Source organism: Acinetobacter sp. YH16032, assembly GCF_013417345.1.
Taxonomy (GTDB): domain Bacteria; phylum Pseudomonadota; class Gammaproteobacteria; order Pseudomonadales; family Moraxellaceae; genus Acinetobacter.
In genome coordinates, this window is sequence record NZ_VPEE01000065.1 from 1 (window position 1) to 5,680 (window position 5,680).

At 36.1% G+C, this 5,680-nt stretch carries 4 protein-coding genes, 1 pseudogene and 1 other annotated feature; of the genes and pseudogenes, 2 read left to right on the forward strand and 3 right to left on the reverse strand.

The window, feature by feature from the left end:
• The 3 genes and pseudogenes from cml to FTV32_RS15625 all read right to left on the reverse strand — a co-directional run.
• A partial coding sequence (gene cml / locus FTV32_RS15615; protein ID WP_180012496.1) for a CmlA/FloR family chloramphenicol efflux MFS transporter occupies positions 1-810 on the reverse strand: 810 nt, incomplete at its 3' end.
• A 151-nt stretch (positions 811-961) separates the two neighbouring features.
• A pseudogene (locus FTV32_RS15620) lies at positions 962-1,934 on the reverse strand (IS3 family transposase).
• Positions 1,529-1,645 (reverse strand) — a sequence feature (AL1L pseudoknot). It overlaps the preceding pseudogene by 117 nt.
• Before the next feature lie 182 nt (positions 1,935-2,116).
• A complete protein-coding gene (locus tag FTV32_RS15625) occupies positions 2,117-2,683 on the reverse strand; it encodes a recombinase family protein (protein ID WP_006581699.1) in 567 nt (188 codons plus the stop codon).
• A gap of 571 nt (positions 2,684-3,254) precedes the next feature.
• Here FTV32_RS15625 and FTV32_RS15630 point away from each other — a divergent pair.
• A complete protein-coding gene (locus tag FTV32_RS15630; RefSeq protein WP_180029078.1) occupies positions 3,255-4,781 on the forward strand; it encodes an AAA family ATPase in 1,527 nt (508 codons plus the stop codon).
• The gene (locus FTV32_RS15635) at positions 4,774-5,448 is read left to right on the forward strand and encodes an HNH endonuclease (protein ID WP_180029079.1); all 675 of its coding nucleotides are present in this window, start codon (positions 4,774-4,776) and stop codon (positions 5,446-5,448) included. The genes FTV32_RS15630 and FTV32_RS15635 overlap by 8 nt, the downstream gene beginning before the upstream one ends.
• The last annotated feature ends 232 nt before the right edge of the window (positions 5,449-5,680 follow it).

The following is a 5,680-nucleotide window of genomic DNA, read 5'->3' on the forward strand; positions in this document are numbered from 1 at the left end:
GGACTTCGCGAAACGGGTTGTCACGATCATTACAAGCGCGACAGTGGCGAAGGCAAAGCTGAATCCGATCTCGGAATATTCCGCTTGGCCTATGAGCACACGGGGAGCCGTCGAGAAGAAGACGAAGTAGGTGCCCATACCGGCGCTAAAGCCGACAGTGTAAACCCAAAAAGCCGGACTCGCGAAGATCGGCAAGACAGATCGGCGCGTCTTGACTTGATCCAGAGGGCGGGTTTCGTGCCACCTGAAACCCGCATTTAGGAGTGCGAGCATCGCCAGTATAGCCAAAGTAATGAATATCGCCTGCCATCCCAAGAACTCGCCGATCAATACTCCGGCGATAGGGCCGAGCGCAGGCACGAACGCCAGCATCGAACTGAAAAGGCCGTAGATGACGACACCCTCAGGACGGTTGGCATAAACGTCGCGAACCGTCGCGAACGTCGCCACCAGCATGGCCGACGCGCCCACTGCTTGAAGTAGACGGAAAGCGACAAAGGCCGGTGCAGTTGAAGACCAAGCTGCTCCCAGAGACGCAATGACGAAAGCCGTTGCGCCCGCAAGTAGAATTGGCCGTCGCCCGATTCTGTCTGAGAGCGGACCAAAAATCACCTGGCCCACGCCGAGCATCACCATATAGAGGCTCAACGTGAGTTGGATCATAGCGGGCGTCGTGTTCAGGATGCCGGGCATCGCTGGAACGACAGGGAGATAAATATCCATCGCCAGTGAAGCGAGGATGTCGAAAGGAGCCATCAGCAGCAGTGCTGCCGGCAGCGTATAGGCCCACGCGGGGCGTGTGGTGGTCATGACGAATCAACCCTCGATTAAGGAATACCGGGCGACGTCTGCTCGTCAGCAATCAGATGAGACTAGCCTTACAGAGCGCCGCAACAACAATACTGGTTGTTGCGGCTTACTTGTCTGCTGACTTGGAATTTCCCATCTGATTACTCCACGCTTACGAATATGAATTGCTACATTTTATCCGATTATCTTTTGCTTCGCAATGCGGCATGGGCGCACTCAGCGTTCCAGCCCCCTCTGCCGCCCTAAATGCTTGCTCCAATGCATCGAGCACCATATCTGTATTCATCCGTGTCGATACTTTCCATCCAACAATTGCTCGTGAGAACACATCAATAATAAATGCAGTATAAACCCAGCCTGAATTTGTTTGAATATACGTAAAGTCACTCACCCACAGTTGGTCAGGATGATCAGCAGTAAAATTACGTTTTACCAAGTCATCCGCTCGTTTTTGATCATCTCGGCTACGGGTGGTTTGTTTGTTCTTACCACGCCAAACACCTTTTATACCTAGCTTTTGCATTAATCGAGCAACAGTACAGCGCGCAATAATATAGCCTTCACGTTTCAGTTTTTGCCAGACTTTACGTACACCATACCGACCTGAACTTTCCTTCCAAATTCGTTTAATCTCCTCAGCATGATGCAAGTCATGTAAATCTCGCTTTGCTCGATGTTCTGGATTTTCACAGAGATCTAGAGTCCGGTAATAGGTTGAAGGTGCGATCGGTAAAATTCTACAAATCGCCTCGACTCCGTACAGCTCTTTATTATTATGGATAAAATCCACCATTATTTGTGTGGGCGGTCGAGCTCCGCCTGGGCGAAAAAAGCGGCTGCTTTACGTAGAATTTCATTGGCGCGTTGCAGTTCTTTATTTTCGCGTTCGAGTTGTTTGATACGTTCTTGGTCTGAAAGCTGCTGTACTTTAACTGGATTTTGTTTATCTAAATATTTTTGATACCAAACACGTAGTGTTTCAGGAGTACAACCCTTGCGCAGTATACTGCTCAGGGAGCAATAGCGGTGATCGCAGCCCAATTCGATGGATAATCTTTCTCGGATTCAATCAATAATTGAACCGCTCTTTCTCTGATTTCAGGGGTATATTTTACTTTTTTCATCGGGACATTCTCTCAGAAAGCTTGGTCTCCGACAAACCCGGTACGGTTCAAAAATCTTCCATTGATTTATTTATATCTGTTAAACCAGTCGCATTATGAAATGTAATATAAGTAGAAATTTCAGTATAAATGGTCATGATCTTTTCTAAATTTGAATATCTAAGCGTCTTCATTAATCAACCTTATTGATTATTAGTTTCTTCTTTTAAAGCTCTTTGTACTGTTGCTATCCCTACTTTAAACTTTTCTGCAACACCTCTAAATGTTGAATTTTCTTCAGCCATTGCTTTTCGTATTTCAACATAGTCAACCTTCCGCTTTCTTCCCTTATATAAGCCCTTCGCTTTGGCTTTTGCAATTCCTTCCTTTTGACGCTCACGGATCATGGAGCGTTCAAACTCTGCAAATGCAGCAAGCATCTGAAACATGAGTTTATTTATTGCCGATTGTGCTACATCATGACTGAAGGTCAAATTCTCTTTATGAAAAATAATGGTTATACCACGATCATTCAGACTATTCACAATTTCGTTCAGATCATTTGTATTACGTGCCAGACGATCAATACTATGAACATGCACCGTATCACCTTCACGCAGATAGTCGAGCATTGCATTTAACTGAGGACGTTCACGGCTACCACCGCTTGCCTTTTCAGTAAAGGTCTTATCCAGGCTGATTCCATCTAATTGACGTTCAGTATTTTGTTCAGTTGAACTGACTCGAATATATCCGACCTGATTAGGCATTCTGTACCGTTAGAGTTTAGATAATTAAATACATATTGTACCGAAATTAAATATTAAGTCTATAAATACGGTTTTTGAGTTGCTTTTTAAGACTTTATTTTGTTCCGTTAGGCTATACTCTATAGTTACATAATTCGTGATTTAAAGAGACCTAGAAAAAGAGAAATGGTATTTATTTGAGCTAATCAAAGTTGAGAAACTTTAGAATTCTTGCGTTAGTCAAATTTTAAGCAGCCAAAAGCTATATTCTATGAGGTTTTAGCCAATTCAAAAATTAGATAAAACTATACTTTCTCAAGAGGTCTTTTGATTAAATAATAAGCGTGGAACGTGAAAAATCATAAAAAAAGCCCACCTTGGGGTAGATGGGCTATCAACTAGAAACTACAGCATTGATTTCTAAAGAGAATTAGAATGCATTTCGTATAAGGTGTATTATGTTAATTTTAGGAAATCTTCAAAATCGCTTTAAGCTATTTCATAAAAATTAAAGTTTTTTTAAATGTATAAGACTCTAATTTTATTATAGAATTAATTAATTTTTATCAAAAAACTATAGCTAGAGGGACTAATGAAAGTTAAAAGCGTTTCTTTTGAAGATAAAAATTATCAGTTTTTTGAAAATGATAGCGATGAATTAGAAAATTTATTTACCATTTTAGTAGGAAGAAATGGATCAGGAAAAAGTAGAATTCTTCAAAAGATATGTTTTCTCTATTTAAACTCATTAAGAAGCGATAATAACAAAAATTTCGCAATTGAAAGTTTTACTGACTCATATCGATATAAAAATATTAATGATACCTCTCATCTTAATTATGGAAAAATTAACTATCAGATCAATGGTAATGAGTTTGAAATAAATATTCATAAAATTAATGGAATAAATACTTTTTATACTAACTCTGTAATAATTGAAAAGAAAAATAAAACACCAAATATTAATAAATTTATTGATATAAGAAAAATTATTGCCGTTTCAACTAGTCCATTTGATAAGTTCCCAATTCTAGACAGGAACTTCCACCTTAGAAGTAATAACTTACTTGAAAAAAAATATATATATAGAGGAGCAAAAATAAAAACAAATAGTCAAAAAGATTATTTAAAAACTAAATTCGATCAACTAGGTTCATCTTTAATTAATTTCTTTTTAAGGGCGGATAAAACAAAAAATAAAGTTTCAATCTTACTTGATACAATCGGTGTCGATGAAAATATAACTATGCACTTTGCTTTTCCTTGGACCTTTCATCCATATGAAATTGTAAATGGAACAGGACGAACAGTATCTGATGCATTGAGTTCTATACGTTTTTTTAAAGATAAGGCAGATAGAATAAATCTTTCAGAAGATGAAGAAAAATTAATTATAGAAAGTCTTAAATTAGTAATTGAATTTTATGATTTTCAAGAATATAGCAATGAAAACTTTAGTTTAGATTTAAACTTATTTAGTGAGGAAAAATTATATAATTTTGAATTGCTAAACAGCTTATCTATATTAGCTAATTATGATTTAATTGAATTAATAGATATAAAATTTATAAAAAATAAAAAAATTTTTTATTTGACTGATGCAAGTTCTGGAGAATTATCTCTTATATTTAATTTGCTTTCTATTGCTGGAGAAATAGAGAATGACTCGTTAATATTAATTGACGAACCAGAAATTAGTTTGCATCCGGAATGGCAAAGCCATTTTTTACCATTATTAAAAAAAATGTTTAATGATTACACAGGCTGTCATTTTATTGTTGCTACACATTCACCTCAGATACTTTCCTCAATAGATAATAATAAGTCTTTTATTATCAACTTAGAAAATGATAATAAAATAATAAAAGGTGAAGAAATTTCTGAAATGTCAGCTGACTACCAGTTAGCTTATGTTTTTAAAGAACCAGGTCACAAAAATGAGTATTTAACTCGTATAGCTTTAACAGTTTTTTCGAATGTCAGTAAGAATAAAGTTTTCAGTTACAATGACTTGATTTCATTAAATTTATTGTTAGAAAATATCATCCATATGAATAAAAATGACCCATTACATCAATTGATCCTATCACTTGAAGAAATGAGAAAATTGTATGCCTGATATCAAAAAACAAATTTCTTTTACTCCAGAAATCAGAAAAATTATCAGGCAAAAGCTCAAAGACCCTAATTTTAAATATACAAATTGGTCTGATGAAAGTTTAGAGGAAATACGTAAGACCATAAGGGGTTTTTATAGAAATGAACAGAACGGTAAATGTGCTTACTGTAGAGGAGTTGTTTCCTTACAATCAGCTAGCAATTGTCATGTTGAACATATTTTACCAAAATCTAAATACTCAAAGTTTTTATTCGAACCCAAGAACTTATGTGTAATTTGTGCTGATTGTAACGAAATAAAGAGAGAGAAAGAAACTTTAGATTTTACTGATCAGATATTAAAGCAACCAAATATCCAATTATATCCTAGATCAACTAAATCTTTTCTTATCGTACATCCTCACTTTGATAACTATGATGAACATATAAAAATTTTAATAGGTGGACATTATGTTGACCTTAGTCCAAAAGGTAATAGGACTATCGGAATGTGTAAGTTAAATCGATTTCTACATAATTTTGGTTGGCCAGATGAACCTAGTAGTCTAGAAGATATGCTAAAAACTGCTGAAAAACTTCAGCACAATAGTGATCCATTAGAACAAATTAGAATACTTCGTGAATTAGCTAAGCAACTAAACAGTAATGCAGATATCCTTATAATATAGGGATATCTGTAAAACTAGATATGCAAAAATCTGAATAATCATTAAATTTATAAGTAGCTTTCTGAGTGTCTATTTAACATAAAATCTCTTATACGAAATTGGATCTGTAAGCCCAAAGTAGAAATGTCCGGTTTCTCCAAAGTAAAAATGTCCGCTTTTAGAATATGCACTTTTGCAATTTTCTTAGCGGACGGTTTGATATGTTGGTGTCTATGTCGGATAAAGAACTTAA